At 63.2% G+C, this 20,396-nt stretch carries 14 protein-coding genes; 6 read left to right on the forward strand and 8 right to left on the reverse strand.

What is annotated here, in order from left to right:
* Positions 1-762 (forward strand): ABC transporter permease, encoded by a 762-nt coding sequence (locus HP556_RS12210; RefSeq protein ID WP_068734061.1) that lies wholly within the window; start codon positions 1-3, stop codon positions 760-762.
* Positions 763-826: 64 nt separating this feature from the next.
* Here the strand turns inward: HP556_RS12210 and HP556_RS12215 are convergent, their stop codons facing one another.
* Positions 827-1,153 (reverse strand): hypothetical protein, encoded by a 327-nt coding sequence (locus tag HP556_RS12215; RefSeq protein ID WP_089268246.1) that lies wholly within the window; start codon positions 1,151-1,153, stop codon positions 827-829.
* Positions 1,154-1,431: 278 nt separating this feature from the next.
* Here HP556_RS12215 and HP556_RS12220 point away from each other — a divergent pair, with 278 nt between their 5' ends.
* Positions 1,432-2,220, forward strand: a complete 789-nt coding sequence (locus HP556_RS12220) for a L,D-transpeptidase (RefSeq protein WP_175367167.1) — start codon at positions 1,432-1,434, stop codon at positions 2,218-2,220.
* A gap of 4 nt (positions 2,221-2,224) precedes the next feature.
* On the opposite strand, the gene HP556_RS12225 is transcribed toward HP556_RS12220, so the two are convergent.
* On the reverse strand, positions 2,225-4,501 hold the full coding sequence (locus HP556_RS12225) for a spermidine synthase (RefSeq protein WP_175367168.1): 2,277 nt from the start codon (positions 4,499-4,501) through the stop codon (positions 2,225-2,227).
* Between the two features lie 190 nt (positions 4,502-4,691).
* Here HP556_RS12225 and HP556_RS12230 point away from each other — a divergent pair, with 190 nt between their 5' ends.
* Both HP556_RS12230 and HP556_RS12235 read left to right on the forward strand, forming a co-directional pair.
* Entirely contained in the window at positions 4,692-6,293 is a 1,602-nt protein-coding gene (locus HP556_RS12230) for a phytoene desaturase family protein (RefSeq protein WP_175367169.1), read from the forward strand.
* A 203-nt stretch (positions 6,294-6,496) separates the two neighbouring features.
* Positions 6,497-7,387: a 50S ribosomal protein L11 methyltransferase gene (locus HP556_RS12235; RefSeq protein WP_175367170.1), complete on the forward strand. Its 891-nt coding sequence runs from the start codon at positions 6,497-6,499 to the stop codon at positions 7,385-7,387.
* 71 nt (positions 7,388-7,458) lie between these two features.
* Here the strand turns inward: HP556_RS12235 and HP556_RS12240 are convergent, their stop codons facing one another.
* Positions 7,459-7,674, reverse strand: a complete 216-nt coding sequence (locus tag HP556_RS12240; RefSeq protein ID WP_141137217.1) for a hypothetical protein — start codon at positions 7,672-7,674, stop codon at positions 7,459-7,461.
* Positions 7,675-7,863: 189 nt separating this feature from the next.
* On the opposite strand from HP556_RS12240, the gene HP556_RS12245 reads away from it, so the two are divergent.
* Together HP556_RS12245 and HP556_RS12250 are read left to right on the forward strand one after the other, a co-directional pair.
* Positions 7,864-9,702 carry an aminopeptidase P family protein gene (locus HP556_RS12245; protein WP_175367171.1) on the forward strand — a complete coding sequence of 613 codons (1,839 nt, stop codon included), beginning with the start codon at positions 7,864-7,866 and terminating at the stop codon, positions 9,700-9,702.
* 78 nt (positions 9,703-9,780) lie between these two features.
* Complete coding sequence (locus tag HP556_RS12250) at positions 9,781-11,004, forward strand: multidrug effflux MFS transporter (RefSeq protein ID WP_175367297.1); 1,224 nt, start codon at positions 9,781-9,783, stop codon at positions 11,002-11,004.
* Between the two features lie 1,064 nt (positions 11,005-12,068).
* Here HP556_RS12250 and ligA read toward each other — a convergent pair.
* The 5 genes from ligA to ftsZ all read right to left on the reverse strand — a co-directional run bounded on the left by ligA (position 12,069) and on the right by ftsZ (position 20,355).
* Complete coding sequence (gene ligA / locus HP556_RS12255; protein ID WP_175367172.1) at positions 12,069-14,219, reverse strand: NAD-dependent DNA ligase LigA; 2,151 nt, start codon at positions 14,217-14,219, stop codon at positions 12,069-12,071.
* A 183-nt stretch (positions 14,220-14,402) separates the two neighbouring features.
* Positions 14,403-16,076: a DNA repair protein RecN gene (gene recN, locus HP556_RS12260; RefSeq protein ID WP_175367173.1), complete on the reverse strand. Its 1,674-nt coding sequence runs from the start codon at positions 16,074-16,076 to the stop codon at positions 14,403-14,405.
* 13 nt (positions 16,077-16,089) lie between these two features.
* On the reverse strand, positions 16,090-16,986 hold the full coding sequence (locus tag HP556_RS12265) for an outer membrane protein assembly factor BamD (RefSeq protein ID WP_120289304.1): 897 nt from the start codon (positions 16,984-16,986) through the stop codon (positions 16,090-16,092).
* 288 nt (positions 16,987-17,274) lie between these two features.
* Entirely contained in the window at positions 17,275-18,240 is a 966-nt protein-coding gene (lpxC, locus tag HP556_RS12270) for a UDP-3-O-acyl-N-acetylglucosamine deacetylase (RefSeq protein ID WP_089267338.1), read from the reverse strand.
* A 345-nt stretch (positions 18,241-18,585) separates the two neighbouring features.
* Positions 18,586-20,355, reverse strand: a complete 1,770-nt coding sequence (gene ftsZ / locus HP556_RS12275) for a cell division protein FtsZ (RefSeq protein WP_120289048.1) — start codon at positions 20,353-20,355, stop codon at positions 18,586-18,588.
* Positions 20,356-20,396 lie beyond the last annotated feature (41 nt).

Here is a 20,396-nt window from a genome sequence, read left to right on the forward strand (position 1 = left end):
ATGAACTTCAGAGCTGTCCGCGCCATCTATCTGTTCGAAATGGCGCGCACCTGGCGCACCGTGCTGCAGAGCATCGTATCGCCGGTGATCTCCACCTCGCTGTATTTCGTGGTGTTCGGCGCTGCGATCGGCTCGCGCATCACCTCCATTGAGGGCGTCAGCTACGGCACCTTCATCGTACCCGGTCTGGTGATGCTGTCGGTACTCACGCAGAGCATTTCCAACGCCTCGTTCGGCATCTATTTCCCCAAATTCACCGGTACGATCTATGAATTGCTGTCGGCGCCGGTGTCTTATGTGGAAGTTGTGCTCGGCTATGTCGGCGCCGCCGCGACCAAGTCGATTCTGCTGGGCCTGATCATTCTGGCCACCGCCGGACTGTTCGTGCCGCTGCACATCCTGCATCCGTGGTGGATGCTGACCTTCCTGGTGCTGACGGCGGTAACGTTCAGCCTGTTTGGCTTCATCATCGGAATCTGGGCCGACGGCTTCGAGAAACTGCAGGCGATCCCGCTGCTGGTGGTGACGCCGCTAACCTTCCTGGGCGGTAGCTTCTACTCCGTCAGCATGCTGCCGTCGGGTTGGCGGACCGTCACGCTGCTCAATCCGGTCGTGTATCTGATCAGCGGCTTCCGCTGGAGCTTCTACGAGATCTCCGACGTCAGTGTCGGCTGGAGCATCGGCGTCACCTGCATGTTCCTGGTGATCTGCATGTTCGTCGTCTGGTGGATTTTCAAGACCGGCTACAAACTGAAAAACTGAAATCGCTGATAACAAAAATGGCCCGGTTTGAACCGGGCCATTTTCATTTCAAATCAATATCCGCTTAGCGATAGCAGCGGAATTTGCCATGGCGGTTGTAATAGCCGCGGCACTGTGTCCGTCGACCCTCGGGAATACCGAGCACGCCCTTGACGCCGCCCACGGCCGCGCCGACGCCAAGGCCAACTGCGCCACCGACCACACCGCCGACCGGTCCCGCGGCGCGATTGCCGTCACGGTAACCTTGGTTGGCCCCCTGCTCACCACCCCGGAATACGCCCTGCGCCTGCGCAAAATGCGGCATGGCGACCAGAGCCAGCACGCCCGCGGCGAACGCCAGGCGGGTCTTCATCGATGAACTGATCGGCAACACAGCGGTCTTAACGGTCATCTGGAGCTTCCCTCTGAGCGACGAGAATTCGCCGCTTGCGATTGTGGGAGGGCAACGCGCGACCTAGGAACCGGTTCCATCTGCCTTCCTGAGAAGCTTCCTATCGCGCATCCTCGGGTCGGGCTGAGCCCTCTTTCGGCCCGGTCGCCGCCTTGGTGCCGCCTAGCCCAACATTAAGGATGCACGAAACTGTCACTGGCACCCGGGTCGCCCCATATGCATATTGGAGGCGGGACGGTAGGCGGTACAACAGGTTACGGCCCGGAGGCCAAGGTAAGATGCGTTCGTTTTATATGACCCTTGCGGGTCTCGCCGTTTTCGCCGCTACCAGCACTGCGCAGGCCAAGATCGCCATTACCGTCGACAAGGATGCCCAGCAGCTGACCGTCGTTCAGGACGGCGTCGAGAAATATCGCTGGCCGGTGTCGTCAGGCATTCCGTCCTACGAGACCCCGAATGGCAGCTTCCAGACATTCCGCATGGAGGAGGATCACTTCTCCAAGGAATTCGACGACGCGCCAATGCCCCATGCCATCTTCTTCACCAAAAAGGGCCATGCCATCCACGGCACCGATTCCGTGAGCCGCCTGGGCTCGCCGGCCTCCCACGGCTGTGTCCGGCTGTCGCGTGAGAATGCTGCGACCCTGTTTGCCATGGTGAAGGCTGACGGGGTGCTCAACACCACCGTCACACTGACAGGCTCCTCGCAGGTCGCCCTCGCCCGCAATCCGCGCCCGGCGAAGCCATCTGCCGTCGCCCGCCGCGACATCGCACCCGCCACACCGTCCTATGACGCCGCCGGCAATCCCATGGATCTCACTCCGCAGGCCGTGGCACCGAACCGCCGCGTCGCGCGTCAGGTACAGCCGGCGGATGACGATCGTTACATCTATCCGGCCGATGGCAATGACGGTCAGCGCTATCCGGCCCCTCCCGGCTATCGCCGCATGACGGAAGCCGAGACCCAGCAGTATTACGCCAATCGCGGCTATTACAGCCGGCAATACCCGCCGCAGGCCTCCGCGCCGCGGCCGTATCAGCCGCGTGGCTTCTTCGGCGACTACTGAGGGGTTAGTTGTCCCCGTCCCGTAGCCGGCGCCACACGGCGCCGAGCACGTTGGAATAATCGTCGGTCCAGACCCGCTGATCGTCGTTCGCCTCGGTCAGGGCCCATTGCGATGACGTCGCGATCGAGCCGACATCGGCGGCGTCATGGGCCGAGATGACCACATTGGTCGAGAAGATATATTCGTTGTCGCGGCCGGAATCCTCAGAATACACCCAGCTCTTCATGTCATTGGCGTCGGCGATGCCGACGACGACGCTAGCGAGTTCGAGATGCCGGTTCGACACATGCATGACGACGGCGCCCTGCGGGGCGAGCTTTTCCTTGTAGATCTCCATCGCTTCCTCGGTCGCCAGATGGATCGGGATCGCGTCCGACGAATAGGCATCGACGATGATGAGGTCGTAGACGCCGTCAGGCTCTTTCGCAAAAGTCAGCCTTGCATCGCCGATCACCGGTTTGACGTCCGGCTCACACTTCTGGATGTAGCTGAAATATTTCGGATCCCTTGCGGTATCGACCATCGACTGATCGATCTCGAAAAACTTCCAGTCCTCGCCGGGCGCCGACGCGCAGGTCAGCGACCCCGAACCTAGCCCGATCACCGCAACGCGCAGTGGCGCACCCTTGCGCGCACGCACCGCAGTGATCGCCTGCCCGATGCCGCCGTCCTTGTAATAGTAGGAGATCGGCTCCGGCCGGCCGGTCACCGGCGTGCCATCGTCGTTGAGATACTTCTCGGCGCCATGGATCGTCGTGCCATGCATCAGCACGTGATACTGGTTGTTCGGCGTCACCACGATCTTGTGCACACCGAAGAAACTGCGCACGGTTTCAACCCGGCCGTCGTCTGCCGGGTAGAAACGGATCAGCGCCAGCGCAAGAACGGTGATCGCCACGAGCTTGAGCCGATCGGCCCTTAGCAGGATCGCAACGATCATGCCGACGACAGCGACGGTGCTGACGACATAGACGCGCTGGGCTTCGATCCATGTAAACAGCTTGCCAGTCGTATAGCTCGGTGCAATCAGCACCACGGCGGCGATGACCAGTGCGATCCAGTACCAGCGCGCCCAGCCGGAATACCGCTCCGGCAAAGACGGCCTGCACAGCACGGCAAATGCGATCAGGATCGGGTATTCCGCGATCCATGAAAATGTGAATGGCGCGATCAGGCCAGCAAACAGACCACCCACCATGCCGCCGAATGAGAGTGCGACGTAGTAGCCCGTGAGATACCGAGCAGCCGGACGCTGCCGGGCCAATTCACCATGGCACGCCATGGCAATAATGAAGAAGCACAACAGATGACCACCGAGGGTCAGCAGCAGATTCTGTTCGCCGCCAACTGCGAGCAGGACAACCACGCCGGCAATCGCGAGAGGCTGCAACATCAGGACCCATGAGTGCGGCAGCAGCGGACGCGACTGGAACACCAGCACCCAGGTCAGCAGATAAAGCGACAGCGGCAGCACCCAGAGCAGCGGTGCCGCAGCGACGTCCGTCGAGATATGCGCGGTGACCGCGATCAGCAGGCCGGATGGGACAGCCGCGAGGAAGATCCAGCGTGCACGCAGCGCCCAGCTCGGCGCCGGCGCGTCGATGGCATCAGCCCCCGGTGTAGCGACGGCAACCGGCGGCGACTTCAGCAGCAACATGCCGCAGCCGGCGATCAGAAGGATCAGCAGGCCATAACCCGATGTCCAGATCAGGTTCTGCGTTCGCAGCGAAAACATCGGCTCCAGCAGCACGGGATAGGTCAGCAGCGCGAGAAAACTTCCGATATTCGACGACGCATAGAGGAAATACGGATCGTGGCCATTGGGATGACCGGTGCGCACGAACCAAGCCTGCAGCAGCGGATTGTTCGCAGCGAGTGCGAAGAACGGCAGACCGATGGACACCCCGAACAGGCCGAGCAGCCAGAACGCATAGCCACTCTCCGGCGGCGTGCCCCAGCCCGATGCGATGGACAGCGGCAGCGTCAGCAGCGCAACAACCAGCAACAGGAGATGAACAACGATCGGCACCAGCCGGCTTCGCAATTGCATCAGATAGTGGGCATAGGCGTAGCCGCCGAGCAGCAGCGACTGGAAGAACACCATCGCCACCGACCACACCGCCGGCGACCCGCCGAGCCGCGGCAGCACCATCTTGGTGAACAGGGGCTGCACCGAGAACAACAACAGCGCGCTGGTGAAGATCGCCGCGGTGTAAACCACCAGAAGAAGCCGATTGCGGGAGGCCGAGTTTGGGGCGGCGACGGGCTGCGACGAACTCATGAAGGCTCCAGCATATTGCGCGGCAGAAAAGCGAGAATCCGGCAGGGGACCGGTGGGCGGGAATGGAGCATATGGCACCGTTTCGGGCAATGTGCGCTAACTATGGAACCACAATCGTGACGGGCGGCCTTGTGCCGCGCGCGCGCCTCTTCGATAAAGAGGGCCCCTAGCAGGCTTTGTTGAAGCGGACATGTCAGACACCGACGTTTTGATCATCGGCGCCGGCCATAACGGCCTCACTTGCGCGGCCTATCTCGCCATGAGCGGGTTGCGCGTGAAGGTGGTCGAACGACGTTCCGTGGTTGGCGGCGCCGCGGTGACGCAGGAGTTTCACCCCGGCTTCCGCAATTCGGTCGCGGCCTACACTGTCAGCCTGCTCAACCCGCAGATCGCCTCTGATCTGAAGCTCGCCGAACACGGCCTGCGGATCGTCGAGCGCAAGGCGCAGAATTTCATTCCCGCCCCGGACGGCAGCTATCTCCTGACAGGTGAAGGCCGCACGCAACAGTCGGTTGCCAAGCTCAACGCGCGCGATGCCGAGCGGATTGGTGCGTTCTCGCATGAGCTCGAAGTCATCGCCGATGTGCTCAGGGATTTAGTGCTGCGTTCACCGCCGAACGTCGTGCAAGGTTTCGGTCTCGGCGCGATCAGCGAAGCCATCAATGCGCTCGGCACCGCGAAGATTCTCAACGCACTGACCATCGAACAGCAGCGCGTATTGCTCGATCTGTTCACCTGCTCCGCCGGCGAGATGCTCGACGATGTGTTCGAACACGATCTGGTCAAGGCATTGTTCGGCTTCGATGCCGTGGTCGGCAACTATGCGAGCCCCTATGCCGCCGGTTCGGCCTATGTGATGCTGCATCACGCCTTTGGCGAGGTGAACGGCAAGAAAGGCGTCTGGGGCCACGCCATCGGCGGCATGGGCGCGATCACGCAGGCCATGGCCGCCGCGGCACGCTCGCACGGCGTGCAGATCGAACTCGACAACGGCGTACGCGAAGTCCTCGTGGAGAACGACAGGGTCGTCGGCGTCATCCTCGACAATGGGGAGAGTATCCGCGCGAAATATGTTGCCTCCAACGTCAATCCGAAGCTGCTCTATACACGGCTGATGCCGGCGGATGCGCTGCCCAAGCCGTTCCTCGATCGCATCCGCAACTGGCGCAACGGCTCCGGCACGTTCCGCATGAATGTCGCGCTGAACGCCCTGCCCTCATTCACCGCATTGCCCGGCAACGGCGACCATCTCTCGGCGGGCATTATCATCGCGCCAAGTCTCGCCTACATGGATCGCGCCTGGCTCGATGCGAAGCAGCACGGCTGGAGCCGCCAGCCGATAGTCGAAGTGCTGATCCCCTCCACTCTTGACGACAGCCTGAGCCCGCCGGGCCAGCACGTCGCCAGTCTCTTTTGCCAGCATGTTGCGCCGACACTCCCGAACGGCGCATCGTGGGATGACCATCGGAACGAAGTCGCGGACCTGATGATCAAGACCGTCGATGACTATGCACCGGGCTTTGCCGCCAGCGTGATCGGCCGGCAGGCATTGTCGCCGCTCGATCTGGAGCGCGACTTCGGCCTGCTCGGCGGCGACATCTTCCATGGCGCGCTCTCGCTGAACCAGCTGTTCTCGGCGCGGCCGATGCTCGGCCATGCGGATTATCGCGGGCCGCTGAAGGGGCTCTATCACTGCGGCTCCGGCGCGCATCCCGGCGGCGGCGTGACGGGCGCGCCTGGCCACAATGCGGCCAAGGCGATCCTCAGGGACCACCGGGCGCTGTTCGGCTGAGGAGATCCTGTGGATAAGCCTGTGGACAGGCGGTGGATGGGTCCTGAACAAGCCTGTCGAAAATCGCGGGATAGCGGCGGTATTATCGCCGTATAACCCTGTGCGCTGTCGGGGCACAGACCGGGTATCGCCGCATGGATAAACCCTGTACCAAGCGCGCCTAAGCTGTGCAGATCCTGTTCACGACGCTATCCGGACCCGCGATGACCACGCCTCAAGGAACCAGCCGCGCCACCTTCGCCGTCGGCGACGAATTCAGCGCCAAGCGCATCGTCGATCTCCTCACCGAGAGTTTCGAGGAAGGACAGGCCGCGATTGCTGCATTCGAGAGCCCCGAGGGCCGCTGGGACGTCACCGTCCATTTCGCCGATCCGCCGGACGAAGCCTCGATCCGCGACCTCGTCAGCCTTGCATCGGATGACACCGTGGCGGCGAGCATCGTGTTCGACAGCATCGAGGCCAAGGACTGGGTCAAGGAGAGCCTCAAGGGTCTGGTGCCAGTGCGCGCCGGCCGCTTCATCGTCCATGGCCAGCATGACCGGGACCAAGTACGGCCCAATCAACTCGGGATCGAGATCGAAGCCGCACTCGCTTTCGGCACCGGCCATCACGGCACCACGCGCGGCTGCCTCATCTATCTCGATTATGTGCTGCGTGCGAAAGCGCCGAAACGGATGCTCGATCTGGGTACCGGCACAGGCGTGCTGGCCATCGCTGCTGCGAAGGCCACGAAACGCCGCGTGCTCGCGACCGATATCGACCCAATGTCTGTGAAGGTGGCGCGCGAGAACATGCGGCTCAACGGCGTCGGCAATCTCGTCGATACCGTTTGCGCAACGGGCTTCTCCTCGCCGGCGTTTGGCGATCGCGCGCCGTTCGATCTGATCCTCGCGAACATCCTCGCCAATCCTCTGCGGGCGATGTCGACCGATATGAGCCGGCACCTCACGCGCAATGGCATGGTGATCCTGTCCGGCCTGTTGCCGCATCAGGCGATGAGCGTGATCGCCGCCTATCGCGCCCGCGGGCTGGTGCTCCGCAAGCATCAGATCGTTGAGGGCTGGAGCAGCCTGTTGATGCAGCGCGCAGGCTGACACGCCTTTCGCCATTTTCCGAACTCCGGAATAATGACGGGCGATCTGGCTAAAGCTGACGGATGATTTTGCTACTTCGGTGGCGGCACGTCGCGGCGACGAAGCACTGCATTTTCCAGCCGCTCGACGCGCGTCACGCGGGCTTCGACGAAACGGCCCAGAATCTGGATGATACCGCTGCGTTGATTTGGCTGACTGGGCGGAGTTTGGGTGGACTGCACCTGGGTAGGCTGGGAATGGCCAAGCGTGGCGGGTGGCGAAATTTTCTCGAACGTAAAAGCAGGCATTGTGTATCCCCTCTTCGTTGAGTTGAGACACTCTGAATGGCCAAGCATCGCACCGACAACACGAGCCGGGGGACGTTGTTCCATCCGGTTGAACACAACCACCAGAGTTCAAGCATAACTTGTGCCAAATCTGCGCAACCCTGCCCCTCGATTGCAGGCCTGACAGCGCACCCATAGGATGATCCCGCGATGTTCGAAGCCCATTTCCAGACGTTCGAAGAGCCCGAAAGCGGCGTGGCGCTGACTGCGCGGCTGGCCGCATTTCGCGAGGAATTGCTGCGCCGGAAACTGACAGGCTTCGTGATTCCCCGCGCCGATCAGCAGCAGAACGAATATGTGCCGCCCTCCGACGAGCGGCTGGCCTGGCTCACCGGCTTCACCGGATCGGCCGGCATGGCGATCGTGCTGCTGCAGGACGCCGCCGTGTTCGTGGATGGCCGCTATACGCTGCAGGCGGCCAAACAAGTCGATGTGAATGCGTGGAGCATCCAGTCGCTGGTCGAGCCGCCGCCGGAGAGCTGGCTTACGGATCACCTGAAGCCCGAAGATCGCCTCGGATTTGATCCGTGGCTGCACACTTCTGCGGCAGCCGAGAGGCTGGCAGCGGCCTGCGCCAAGGCCGGCGCCGAACTGGTGGCGGTCGACAGCAATCCGCTCGATTCGGTGTGGGCCGAGCGCCCGGCGCCGCCGCTCGGCGCGGTATCGATTCACCCGCTCAGCTATGCCGGCGTTTCCGAAGCCGACAAGCTCGCCCAGATCCGCACCGAGATGGAGCGCTTGCGTGTCGATGCGCTGGTGCTGTCGGATTCCCACGCGGTGGCCTGGACCTTCAACATCCGCGGCGCCGATGTCTCCCATACGCCGCTGCCGCTGTCCTATGCGCTGGTCCCAAAGACCGGCCGGCCGCAGGTGTTCATCGATCACCGCAAGCTCTCCAACAGCACGCGCAACCATCTGGAAGTCTCGGCCGATGTGCAGGAGCCGGATGCGCTGACATCGGCGCTCGCAAACCTCGCCGCCTCGGGTGCTTCGATTGTGCTCGACAATGCCACCGCCGCCGATGCGCTGAGCCGCTTGATCACGGCTGCCGGCGGCAAGCCCGTGCGCGGTGCCGATCCCGTCGCACTGCTCAAGGCGGTGAAGAATCCCGTCGAGATCAAGGGCACACAGACCGCGCATCGCCGCGATGCTGTGGCACTGGCGCGCTTTCTCGCCTGGATCGACCGCGAGGCGCCGAAGGGCAAGCTCACTGAAATCGATACCGTCGAGGCGCTGGAGACCTTCCGCCGCCAGACCGGCGCGCTGAAGGACGTGTCGTTTCCGACCATCGCCGGCACCGGGCCGAACGGCGCCATCGTGCATTACCGCGTCACCCGCAAGACCAATCGCCGTATCGCGCTGGGCGATCTCCTACTGATCGATTCCGGCGCGCAATATGAAGACGGCACCACCGACGTCACCCGCACCATCGCCATCGGCGAACCCACCGACGAAATGCGCGATCGTTTTACGCGCGTGCTGCGCGGCCATATCGCCATTGCCCGCGCGGCGTTTCCCGATGGCACGACGGGCGCGCAGCTCGATACGCTGGCGCGCCAGTTCCTCTGGCATGCCGGCCTCGACTTCGCCCACGGCACCGGCCACGGCGTCGGCAGCTATCTGTCGGTGCATGAAGGCCCGGCGCGGATCTCCAAGCTCGGCACCACGCCGCTCAAGCGCGGCATGATCCTCTCCAATGAGCCCGGCTACTACAAGACCGACGCTTTCGGCATTCGCATCGAGAATCTCGAACTGGTGGTCGAAGCCCATATCGAGGGCGCCGAGCAGCCGATGAATGAATTCGAAACGCTGACGCTGGCGCCGATCGACCGCCGGCTGATCAATGCGCATCGCATCAGCAAGCGCGAACTGAAATGGATCAACGACTATCACGCCCGCGTTCGCCGCGAGGTGATGCCGCTGCTCGACGATGAAGCGACGCGCGTCTGGCTCGAAGCAGCGACAGAGCCGCTGACGCAGCCACAATAGCGAGAGAACAGCCACCACGTGAATTACAGCCCGCCTTTTCCAAAAGTCGACGCCGTCGACCTCTCCAAATCGCGGGTGATGCTGCTGTTGCTGGTGGTGATGACCGGCATTGCGCCGATCTCGCTCTATATGCTGGTGCCGGCGCTGCCCGAACTCGCCCGCACCTTCGGCGCCGACATCTCCATCGCGCAGATGACGGTGTCGCTCTACATGGTCGGCCTCGCTTTCTCGCAGCTCATCATGGGGCCATTGTCCGATAAATTCGGCCGACGCCCGGTGCTGCTTGCCGGTCTCGGCCTGATGGTGATCGCCGGCATCGGCTCAAGCTTCGCCATCTCGCTGCCGCAACTGATCGCCGCACGGTTCTTTCAGGCGCTCGGCGGCGCCACGGGCATGGTGATGAGCCGCGCCATCATCAGGGATCTCTATCCGCGCGAACGCGTCGGCGCGATGATCAGCCTCGTCATCGCCGTGATGATGATCGCGCAGATGCTGAGCCCGCTGGCCGGCGGTCTCCTGGAAACCGGCTTCGGCTGGCGCGCGATCTTCTATGTGGTCACCGCTTCGTCGCTGGTCGTCACACTGGCCATCGCATTCTTCCTGCCCGAAACGAGACGGCGCGCAGCCAGTGACGTGAGCGGCGGCGGCTTCATCGCCGACTCCCGGGTCCTGCTGCGCAGCCGCACCTTCATCGGCTATTTGCTGTGTTACGTCGTGGCCTCCTGGATCATCTTCACCTTTGCCGGCGGCGGTCCCTATGTGGTGGTCACGCAGATGGGCCGGACATCGGCCGAATATGGCGCATGGTTCGCGACCTCCGGCCTCGCTTACCTCGTCGGCAATCTGTGTTGCGTGCGCTTCGCGCCGCGCCGGACCATCGAACAACTGATCTGGTTCGGCCTCGCGCTGCAATTCGGCGGCGCCATGCTCAACGTGGTCTGGGGCCTCACCGGGCTGAACCAGAATCCTGCCTGGCTGTTCCTCACCCATATGATCGTGATGTTCGGCAATGCCTTCGTGATGTCGAACGGCGCAGCCGGCGCGCTCAGCATTCGGCCGCAGGCCGCGGGCACGGCATCGGGCATGATGGGCTTCCTGCAGATGGGATTGGGCTCGCTGTGTTCGCAATTCGGCGCCTGGCTCGGCGGCCATTTCGCAACGCCGGTGCCGCTCAACATTGCACTCGTCGTGCTGTCCTGCGGCTGCGCCGCCGCGATGATCTTTCTGGTCCCCCGCCGCAAGGTGGTGGTGACGGAGGAGATGATCGAGAAGGCCGAGGGCGAAGAGACGGGATTGTTGTGATCGCGTAGGATGGGTAGAGCGTCTTCGCGAAACCCGTTGCTTTCCTGGCTTGCATTTGATGGGTTTCGCTTCGGCGCAAACGCGCCTGTGCTCTACCCATCCTACGCATCACTCTCTCGTTCGTCATGGCCGGACTTGTTCCGGCCATCCACGCCTTTCTCCGCGGCCCAAGGCGTGGATATCCGGCATTCGCCGGGCATGACGGCGTTTGGTTTGAGCGTGCGCGCGTCACGTTATTTCAGATTCAACTGTCAAACAGCCACTGCTCGTCAGACATGCGTCATCGCCCCCATTGTTTGCGGCGCGGGGGCGCCGTCGTCTTTTGCATTCCCGCCCCCTTGTGAGAGGGCGTGCGGAACGCCGGGTGCCCGTTGCACCCTTGGGCCTGATGCGATGCGGTCTTCCGCAATTTAGAGTGCATCAGGACTTTCGGAGGCGCCGAGCAAGTGCCCGACGTTCCGCCTGCGGTGTTTTTTCGGTTGCCTGCACATCTGCCTTGGCGAACGGCCCCATCACCAAAATTAGTGTCCCAGGGCGGAGGGACAGGGTAGCCTCAAGCTCTTGGCCGAACGCGTTTCGATTTGGTCGTCCGTCACACTGTCCAGGGTCTGTCCATCCGAAGGCCGGCCGTCTCCTTGCCAGTGGCAGTGCTGGCGCAGATCCGTCCTGCCCGAAGACAGACGTGCCCCCATAAACCGCGTGACGCCGCATCTCCGGCGTCCACCGCATCCCACCCCGCGAACGTGACGATCGCGATCGCCCCTCTCGGTGGGGCAGGACGAAGGGGAATATAATCAATGACAGGGATATTGTCAACGGAAATAGGAAAAAATGTTTGGGTGCTGTCTTGTCGCCCCAAACTGTCATTCCGGGGCGCGAGGAGGCGCCGAAGGCGGCGTAACGCGAACCCGGAATCCCGTCCTGTTCAGCGCAAAACACACCGGGATTCCGGGTTCGCATTTCAGCGGCGTTGCCGCTTTCATGCGCCCCGGAATGACGAGCCAAGACGACGCACGGAATGACGAGTGTGGAGCGAGGCGCGCCGTGCCAGAGTGCGACCGCCGTCACCCCCCAATCAGCGCCAGCCACTCGTCTTCCGTGAGCACCGCCACCCCGAGGTCACGTGCCTTGGTCAGCTTCGAACCGGCGTCCTCACCCGCGACGACATAGTCCGTCTTCTTCGACACCGAGCCCGCCACCTTGGCACCGAGACGCTCGGCACCCGCCTTCGCCTCGTCGCGCGTGAACTTGGTCAGCGAGCCCGTGAACACCACCGTCTTGCCGGCCACCGGCGTATCGGTCTTGGCCTGTGCGACATCGAGCACCTCGATCTCGCCAAGCAATTCGTCGAGCGCCTTGACGTTACGTTTCTCGGCGAAGAACTCGACGACCGCGTCCGCGACGATTTCACCGACGCCGTCGATGGCGTTGAGATCGGCATAGGCTTCGGACGTATTCTCGTCGGCGCCCTGCCCCGCAGCCGCGGCCAGCATCGCATCGCGAAACGCGGTGAATGATCCATAGTGCCGTGCCAACAGCTTGGCATTGCCTTCGCCGATGTGGCGGATACCGAGCGCGAAGATCAGCCGATTGAGCTCGATCTTGCGGCGGTCATCGATGGCGGCAAACAGGTTGCGCACCGAGGTCTCGCCATAGCCTTCGCGGTCACGCAGTTTCTTGGTGTTGCGCTCGTCGCGTTTGGCCAGCGTGAAGATATCGACGGGATGCATGATGATCCCCTCATCGTAGAATTCCTGGATCTGCTTGTCGCCGAGGCCATCGATGTCGAAGGCCAGCCGCGAGACGAAATGCTTGAGCTTCTCGACTGCCTGCGCCGGGCAGACCAGCGCGCCGGTGCAGCGCGTGACGACTTCGTCATTCTCGCGGATCGCATGGCTGCCGCAGACCGGACACTTGGTGGGAAATTCGTACGGCTTTGCGCTCTTCGGGCGCTTGTCGAGGACGACATTGACGACCTGCGGGATGACGTCGCCGGCGCGTTGCACGATCACCGTGTCGCCTTCGCGAATATCGACGCCGTCGCGCAGCGGCTGGCCGTCATTGCCGATGCCTTTGATGTAATCGGCATTGTGCAGTGTGGCGTTCGACACCACGACGCCGCCCACCGTGATCGGCGTCAGCCGCGCCACCGGCGTCAGCGCGCCGGTGCGGCCGACCTGAATGTCGATCTTTTCCAGCACCGTGGTCGCCTGCTCGGCGGCGAATTTATGTGCGATGGCCCAGCGCGGCGCGCGGCCGGCGAAACCGAGGCGCGCCTGCCAGTCGATGCGGTCGACCTTGTAGACGACACCGTCGATGTCATAACCGAGCTTGGCCCTGATCTCGCCGATGCGGCGATAGAAGGCAAGCGCGTCATCGACGCTCTTGCACGAGGTGATCTCAGGATTGACGGTGAAGCCGACTTTGTCCAGCCACGCGATCATCGCTTGCTGGGTCGGCTCCGCCATCGGATAGTCCGACATCTCGCCCCAGGCATAGGCAAAGAATTTCAGCGGACGTGACGCAGTGATCGCCACGTCCTTCTGGCGCAGCGAGCCGGCCGCGGAATTTCTGGGATTGGCGAAGACGGTGTCGCCGGCCTCTTCCTGCTTCTTGTTGAGCGCGAGGAAGTCGCTCTTGAGCATATAGACCTCGCCGCGCAGCTCGCAGGCGGCGGGGATGTGCTTGCCTTTCAGCGTCGTGGGAATGTCCTTGATGGTGCGAACATTGGCGGTGACGTCCTCGCCGGTGAAACCGTCACCCCGCGTGGCGGCGCGGATCAACTCACCGTTCTCGTAGCGCAGCGACAGCGACAGACCGTCGATCTTCGGCTCGGCGACGATGGCCGGGATTTCATCGAGCTTGAGGAAGCGCTGGATGCGCTCCACGAATTCGGTCACTTCCTCATCGCTGAACGCATTGCCCAGCGACAGCATCGGCACCACATGCTGGATCTTTGCAAAGCCACGCGCGGGCGCTGCGCCGACCGTCTGTGTCGGCGACGCGCCGGTGACGAGATCGGGGAATTTGGCTTCGATCGCCTCGACCCGGCGACGCAGCGCGTCGTAGTCCGCATCCGACACCGTCGGCGCGTCGTCCTGATAGTAGCGCTTGTTGTGCGCTTCCATCTCCAGCGACAGCCGCATCAGCTCGATCTTCGCTTTGGGCTTCGTGAGCGTGGAGATGTCGGGGGAAGTTTTTGCGGGTTTTGCCATACGCGGTCACCGATGTTCGTCATGGCCGGGCTTGTCCCGGCCATCCACGCCTTGAAGCGCTGTTGTAAAGACGTGGATGCCCGGCACAAGGCCGGGCATGACGGAGTACAATGGTGAAACAAGGTGCACGTCGCGGTTCCGGTTCGCTCACCAAGAGGCGAGCGCCCCGGAATGACGTTCAAATCAGGCTGCGCCCTTGAGCAACCGCTCCGCTGCGGCCCGCGCCTCGGCGGTAATCTCCGCGCCGGCGAGCATCCGCGCAATTTCCTCGCGGCGATGATCCTCGGCCAGCGTGTTGACGCGCGTCGCCACGCGCTTGCCCTTGTCGAGGGCATCCTTGGAGATCAGCAGATGCTGGTCGGCCCTCGCCGCCACCTGCGGGGCGTGGGTGACGGCCATCACCTGGACCTTGCCGGCGAGTCGCGCCAGGCGGGCGCCGATGGCGTCGGCCACCGCGCCGCCGACCCCCGTGTCGATTTCGTCGAACACCAGAGTCGGTGCGGAGCCCTTGTCGGAGAGCACAACTTTGAGCGCCAGCAGGAAGCGCGAGAGTTCGCCGCCGGAGGCGACCTTCATCATCGGGCCCGGGCGGGTGCCGGGATTGGTCTGAACCCAGAATTCGACACGGTCGATGCCGTGTGGACCCGGCGTCGCCGCATCGCTGTCGACCTGGGTGATGAATTTCGCACGTTCGAGCTTGAGCGGGCCGAGTTCGGCGATCACGGCTTTGTTGAGCTTCTCGGCGGACTTGATGCGCGCGGCCGAAAGCTTGGTCGCCGCAGCGCTATACTTCTTGTCGGCCTCCGACGCCGCGCTCTCCAGCCCCTTGAGCTGGCCGGCGCCGGCATCAATGGTGGCGACATCGGCAAAGTATTTCGCGGCCAGCGCGGCGAGCCCGTCGACTGGCGTCGAATATTTTCGCGCGGCGCCGCGCAGCGCGAACAGCCGTTCCTCGATACGCTCGAGTTCCGCAGGATCGAAATCGGCGGCGATGAGCGCGGCGGCAAGATGCTGGTCGGCTTCTTCCAGCGCGTTGATGGCGACGTCGATCGCCTTCACCGCGGGCTCGACCAGCGACGGCGATGAACCGGCTCGGCGCTCCAGCCGGCGCACGGCGGCAGCCAGCGACGAGATCGGCGAATGATGGCCAGACACAGCCTCCTGGGCCTCGCGTAAATCGGCCGCGATCTTCTCGCCCTGCATCATGCCGGTGCGGCGCTCCGCAAGCTTGCTCTCCTCGCCGTCCTTCGGATTGAGCTTCTTCAGCTCGTCGGCGGCGTGGCGCAGATAATCGGCATCGCGGGCAGCGCGCTCCATATTGGCGCGATGGGTCTCCAGCGCCGCATAAGCGGTCTTGCGGGCGTCCCAGAGTGTCTCCAGCGCAGTGACGTCCTTCTCCAGCCCGGCGAAGGCGTCGAGCAGCCGGCGATGGGTGGCGGCGTCCACCAGGGCGCGCTCGTCGTGCTGGCCGTGGATCTCGACCAAAGCGGCGCCGACCGCCTTCATGGTCTGCACAGAGATCGCCTGATCGTTGATGAAGGCACGGGTGCGACCATCGGCGAGCTGCACGCGGCGCAGAATCATCTCGCCGGAATCGTCGTCGAAACCGTTGTCCTTGAGAATCGTCAGCGCCGGGTGGCCCTTGGCCAGGTCGAACACGGCCGTGACCTGGCCCTGCTCGACGCCGTGGCGCACCAGACCGGCATCGCCGCGGCCGCCGAGGGCCAACGCGAAGGCATCGAGAAGAATGGATTTGCCGGCGCCGGTTTCACCGGTCAGCACTGCAAGACCGCGGGAAAACTCGATATCGAGCCGTTCGATCAGGACGATGTCACGGATCGACAGACGGGCCAGCATGGGAGGTCAGTTCCTAACCGAGGCCAAATCTCTTGAAGGCCTTGCTCAGGTAAGACCCCTTGTTCTCGCTCGGCTCGAGACCGCCGGACTTTACAAGATTGTAGGCGTCTTTGTACCACTTGCTGTCAGGAAAGTTGTGGCCAAGCACGGCGGCAGCGGTCTGCGCCTCGTTGACCACGCCGATCGCCATATAGGCCTCGGTCAGGCGCATCAGCGCCTCCTCGACGTGACGCGTGGTCTGGTACTGTGTCACGACGGTCTTGAAGCGGTTGATGGCGCCGGTGTAGTTGCGCTTGTCGAGATTGTAGCGGCCGATTTCCATTTCCTTGCCGGCAATCTGGTCGCGTGCGCCTTCCAGCTTCTTCTTGGCCGAGGTCGCATATTCCGAGGTCGGATATTTGCGGACCACTTCCTCGAGCGCAGCCATTGCCTTTTCGGTGCGGCCTTGGTCGCGCGAGATGTCCGGGATCTGGTCGTAATGCGAGGCGGCGATCAGATACTGCGCATAGGCCGCATCCGGGCTACCGGGATGCAGCGTCACATAGCGCGTGGCCGAGCCGATGCAGGTGTCGTAGTCGGCGGATTCGTAGGCCGCATAGGCCGACATCAGCAGCGACTTGCGCGCCCATTCCGAATACGGATGCTGACGATCGACTTCCTCGAATTTCTTCGCGGCGGCCTTGGGATCCTTGTTGTTGTTCATGAGGTACAAGCCCTCATTGTAGAGCTTGTCGGCGGGCTCCTCGACGAAAGTGTCGTCCTTGGTGCCGAACTTGTCCCACAGTGCGCCGGTGCCGCAGCCACTCAGCGGCACGGCCAGCACGATGAGGCCCGACGCCAACCGCACATGGCGGCCGAAGCGGGTGAGCAGGGAATCACGGGATTCGAGCGTAATGCGCTGTGCCGACATATATCTGAGACCTGACGCCTTCATGCGGTGTCTGCGCGGTACGCGCACAATCACGGACCAACCGGATACGCGCCCGCAGCTTCGCTTGACCGCGTGCTCTATCTACCCGAATGACATCCGTTAACCAACCGGATACGGAGCCATTTCGCCCGGATTAAGGCGAAGAATGTGGAGATACAGGCGGTTATGGTTACCGGGGATGTCTCGGTGCCCGCAAAGGTCTACGCGCCCGCAAAAGCGCAACGCAAAATACCGGCAGCGGGTAGAAGAAGGCCAGAAAGCCCGATCTTAGGAAACGTCCGGGCCGAAAGCCGGGGCGATCATGCCGCCAAGCATGCCCGAGGTGACATCGGCGCTGGCGCGGCCGCGGCGGACAGGGACGGCATCGGCTTCGACGATCTTCCAGGCCGAACGATCGGCCATCAGGGCGCAGAGCACGGCGTTGTTGAGCTTGTGGCCGCCGCGCACCGAGCGGTAAGCGCCGAGGATCGGCAGACCTGCCAGCGCGAGATCGCCGACAGCGTCCAGCACCTTGTGGCGGGCGCATTCATCGCTGTAGCGCAGGCCTTCGGTGTTGAGCAGCTTGTCATCGTCGAACACGACGGAATTCTCGAAGGACGCGCCGAGCGCAAAACCGGCGCTCCAGAGGCGGGCCACGTCGTTCATGCAACCGAAGGTGCGGGCACGGGCGATATCGCGGCGGAAGGATTCGGGATTGAGATCGAGCACGTAGCTCTGGCGGCCAATCACCGGATTGGCGAAGCTGATTTCGACTTCGGCGCGGAAACCCGCAGCGTGGGGGCGGATTTCGCCGAACGAGTCACCGATGGCAACCTGCACCGGTTTGAGAACCTGAATGAAGCGGCGACGGGCGCCCTGCTCCACAACGCCGGCCTGATCGATGGCGGCGACGAAGGCGGCTGCGGAGCCGTCCATGATCGGCACTTCCGGTCCATCGACTTCGATGGTGGCGTTGTCGATGCCCATGCCGCGCAGCGCAGCGAGAACATGTTCGGCGGTGGAAACGATTGGGCCTTCACGATCGCCGAGCACGGTGGCAAACTCGGTGGCGATAACGGATTTGGCGTCGGCCTGGATTTCGCGATCAGCACCTTCAAGACCGGTGCGAACAAAAATATAACCTGCATCGACGGGCGCAGGTCCAAGCGTGAGACTGACAGGCTTTCCAGAATGGACGCCGACACCGGTAACGGTGGCTTGCGATCCAAGCGTTGTCTGTCGGCTGAAAGTCATAAGGTACCCACCCAAGTAGCCTCTCGTCATGAGAGGGACTCTCTCAGTCGAACCTTGCGGCCTCCTGAGTCCCCGAGTCGCAGTCACATTAACCCCTGCCACAAAGTGCGCCAACTCACGCTTTTTTACCGATTGTTACCCCACCTTTGCCGCAATCAGGCCAGGGGTTAACCAAAATTTCTGCCGGTTCCACGGCCGTTTCGAGCCTTGGCAGAGCGCGACGGTAAAGATTAATGACTTACTATCAATAGGTTAAGAAATCCTACGCCTTTTGGTGGCTGTCACAAACGAAAGCCCCGGCTGATCCAGCCGGGGCTTCTGTCGTCGTCACGATTGTAACAAAGGTCAGCTGGTCTGGCGGCGCAGGAAGGCCGGGATATCCAAATGATCATCGCCCTGTGGCGCCGGCGCAACAGGTGCCGGACGGCCATGAGAATCAAGACCCTGCGGGGCCGGACGGCGGGCGTATTCGGACACCGGCGGCTCGTTGCCCATCTGCTGGGCGACGCTGCGCTGTGGCTTACGCTCGGGCAGCGGCGGCATCGGAGCCATCGGCGGGGCCGACGGACGACCGGAGACCGGCGCTTCCGTTTCCTCGTCGCGGCGGCCGAGACCGACATTGGCCAGACGCTGCAGCAGCGACAGGCGAGCCTTCTGCGGTTCCTCTTCCGATTCGCCGCGTGCCTGACGGATCTCGTTCTGGGCCGGCATCGGCAGTTCTTCGAATTTCGGCATCCGCGGAGCGCGCAGCGGAGCACGTTCGGCCGATGGCGGAATGAACTGTTCGGGGATCGGCGCTTCGACAGGGGCTTCCTGACGCGGCGCTTCCGGGAACAGCGAGGGCTTCTGCGCGATCGGACGCACCATCACGTCGCCATACTGCTGCGGCGCAGCGGCTTCCGGAGCCACAGCAGCGGCGATGGCGGCGAGCGCGGCACGCTCATGGCTGGTCGCCGGGGCGCGGGGCGCGGCAGCGGGCGCCGGAGCGCCAGCAGACTTGGCAGCCGCTGCGGCAGCGAGACGCTGGTTGTCCGCGCGGAGACGCGCGGTCAGATCGGCCAGGCGGGCATCCGGAGCGCCGTTGCCAGCAGGAGCCGCAACGGCCGAGGTCGCGGTGGTGACCGGAGCCGAGGAATTGCGGGCCAGCATGGCCTGTTCGATGCCGGTGGCGACGACCGACACGCGGATCACGCCGTCGAGGCTCTCGTCGAAGGTGGCGCCGACAATGATGTTGGCGTCGGCATCGACTTCTTCGCGAATGCGGGTCGCGGCTTCGTCGACTTCGAACAGGGTCAGGTCCTTGCCGCCGGTGATCGAGATCAGCAGGCCGCGGGCACCCTTCATCGAGCTATCGTCGATCAGCGGGTTGGCGATCGCAGCTTCCGCTGCGGTCAGCGCGCGCTTCTCACCGGTGGCTTCGCCGGTGCCCATCATCGCCTTGCCCATCTCCTTCATGACTGCGCGCACGTCGGCGAAGTCGAGGTTGATGAGGCCTTCCTTGACCATCAGGTCGGTGATGCAGGCAACGCCCGAATAGAGCACCTGGTCGGCCATCGCGAAAGCGTCGGCGAAAGTGGTCTTCTCGTTGGCGACCCGGAACAGGTTCTGGTTCGGGATGATCAACAGCGTGTCGACCACCTTGTGCAGCTCGGCAATGCCGGCTTCGGCGGTGCGCATGCGGCGCTGGCCTTCGAAGTGGAACGGCTTGGTGATCACGCCGACGGTGAGGATGCCCATGTCGCGCGCGGTCTTGGCGATGACCGGAGCAGCGCCGGTGCCGGTGCCGCCGCCCATGCCGGCGGTGACGAACACCATATTGGCGCCGGTCAGGTGATCACGGATTTCGTCGATGACTTCCTGCGCTGCGGCCGCACCGACATCCGGCTGCGAACCGGCGCCGAGGCCCTGGGTGACCTGCGTGCCCATCTGCACGATGCGCTGGGCCTTCGACATGGTCAGCGCCTGCGCATCGGTGTTGGCGACGACGAAATCGACGCCCTGCAGACCGGCGGTGATCATGTTGTTGACGGCGTTGCCGCCAGCGCCACCGACACCGAACACGGTAATGCGGGGCTTCAGCTCGCTGATATCAGGAACGTTGAGATTGATGGTCATGAGGTTGCCTCTCGATTACGCGCGCGTTGTGTGGTCATGCC

It is taken from the genome of Tardiphaga robiniae (genome assembly GCF_013359755.1).
GTDB lineage: Bacteria > Pseudomonadota > Alphaproteobacteria > Rhizobiales > Xanthobacteraceae > Tardiphaga > Tardiphaga robiniae.

Coding starts and splice junctions, on each gene's coding strand:
- HP556_RS12210 (WP_068734061.1), top strand. CDS start 1: ATGAACTTCAGAGCTGTCCGCGCCATCTATCTGTTCGAAATGGCGCGC.
- HP556_RS12215 (WP_089268246.1), bottom strand. CDS start 1,153: ATGACCGTTAAGACCGCTGTGTTGCCGATCAGTTCATCGATGAAGACC.
- HP556_RS12220 (WP_175367167.1), top strand. CDS start 1,432: ATGCGTTCGTTTTATATGACCCTTGCGGGTCTCGCCGTTTTCGCCGCT.
- HP556_RS12225 (WP_175367168.1), bottom strand. CDS start 4,501: ATGAGTTCGTCGCAGCCCGTCGCCGCCCCAAACTCGGCCTCCCGCAAT.
- HP556_RS12230 (WP_175367169.1), top strand. CDS start 4,692: ATGTCAGACACCGACGTTTTGATCATCGGCGCCGGCCATAACGGCCTC.
- HP556_RS12235 (WP_175367170.1), top strand. CDS start 6,497: ATGACCACGCCTCAAGGAACCAGCCGCGCCACCTTCGCCGTCGGCGAC.
- HP556_RS12240 (WP_141137217.1), bottom strand. CDS start 7,674: ATGCCTGCTTTTACGTTCGAGAAAATTTCGCCACCCGCCACGCTTGGC.
- HP556_RS12245 (WP_175367171.1), top strand. CDS start 7,864: ATGTTCGAAGCCCATTTCCAGACGTTCGAAGAGCCCGAAAGCGGCGTG.
- HP556_RS12250 (WP_175367297.1), top strand. CDS start 9,781: ATGCTGCTGTTGCTGGTGGTGATGACCGGCATTGCGCCGATCTCGCTC.
- ligA (WP_175367172.1), bottom strand. CDS start 14,219: ATGGCAAAACCCGCAAAAACTTCCCCCGACATCTCCACGCTCACGAAG.
- recN (WP_175367173.1), bottom strand. CDS start 16,076: ATGCTGGCCCGTCTGTCGATCCGTGACATCGTCCTGATCGAACGGCTC.
- HP556_RS12265 (WP_120289304.1), bottom strand. CDS start 16,986: ATGTCGGCACAGCGCATTACGCTCGAATCCCGTGATTCCCTGCTCACC.
- lpxC (WP_089267338.1), bottom strand. CDS start 18,240: ATGACTTTCAGCCGACAGACAACGCTTGGATCGCAAGCCACCGTTACC.
- ftsZ (WP_120289048.1), bottom strand. CDS start 20,355: ATGACCATCAATCTCAACGTTCCTGATATCAGCGAGCTGAAGCCCCGC.